This window comes from Oleiphilus sp. HI0080 (assembly GCF_001635135.1).
This window is the reverse complement of the sequence record NZ_LWFU01001155.1, coordinates 1-1221: the sequence shown is the minus strand read 5'-3', so window position 1 is coordinate 1221 and position 1221 is coordinate 1. Positions and strand designations below refer to the sequence as shown.

Sequence of the window (1221 nt, the reverse complement as noted above, 5' to 3'; positions counted from 1 at the left end):
TTTCAAGCTATCTGATCCTGGCTTGGCACATAGGGAATAGCAGCGCGTTTGTTGCTCGCCATTGAGCCATTTACTCACTGTGATGTATTGGCCCGCTTGATATTGAAGACGTTCACCCTGCGGCAATTTAAACTCTATACAAGCAGAATCGAAGGTTAACGCCCTTACCTTCGCGACTTCGAGCACCATGTTGATCGACTTGCCATCGTCCAACAAACTCCGCGTATTTGGTGACGTCATAAAGCCTGGTCTCGTTCCTCCACGCAGATCTTCAATCGGAGCTCCGAGCACCTCCAAATCAGGCAAAATCCGTGTATACACCTCTTTATATTTATACCAAGGCAGCCGAGGATACATGTGGTGGATCAGATGATAGTTTTGACCAAGCAATAGCACGTTTAAAAGCGTGCCAGGATAGATACGCGTGTCGTGATAACGGCTACGCGATTTGTGCGGGTGATGCGGTATGTAGTCAAAAAACAACGCGAGTGCGAGCACCGCAATTATGTTTGGAATGATCACAAAGGCGACGATTTCAAAACCATAGCCAAGCGCCGTCAGAATGAGCAAGCCAGATACTACGGCAGTGAAGTAACACGCTGTACTTTTGTAAGTACTTCTAATTGCGCGCACTCCACGTAACTTGGTAAACGCCAGCACGTGGTATTGAATTGGAATATAGAGACTGTTCAGCGCAACCGTGAACCATGAATGCGCAAATGTGTAGTGGTCTGGGTCGCGATCTGGGTCATTGGTAAACGAGTGATGGCGGTCGTGGATTTTTTGAAAAAAACGATACGGCACCAACAACAAAGGTACGGCAAACGCCCAACCTAACATGGATTCAATGGGTTTGAGCCGAGCATTCGATTTCACAATACTCCCGTGGCCTGCATCATGAACGACAGTAAAACTCGCATAGGCCAAGTATGCGCAAATCAGGGTGGCTGCCGCGTAAGGGAGATCACCTGCTAGGGCACTGCTAATCGTCCAGTAATAGCCCAGCACAATGCCTAATGCTAACAGCAGTGTTCCCCACGCAACATCGGGAACCGACTCTTGCCACTTGGATTCAAACGCAACCGGTTTGGCTTCGCTCATCATTTGCATCTCGTCACCTCGTCATTCTATGCGTTCAATATATACTCAGAGACGGTTTAGCCGCATTTCCTTTAATGACATTATTATTAACATTAACCGCCAATTCGGTTTAAGATTAAC

1 protein-coding gene is annotated in these 1221 nt (G+C 47.4%); it reads right to left on the bottom strand.

What is annotated here, in order from left to right; all coding sequences use genetic code 11:
* A partial coding sequence (locus A3751_RS20740) for a fatty acid desaturase (RefSeq protein ID WP_197466573.1) occupies positions 1 to 1104 on the bottom strand: 1104 nt, incomplete at its 3' end.
* Between the last annotated feature and the right edge of the window lie 117 nt (positions 1105 to 1221).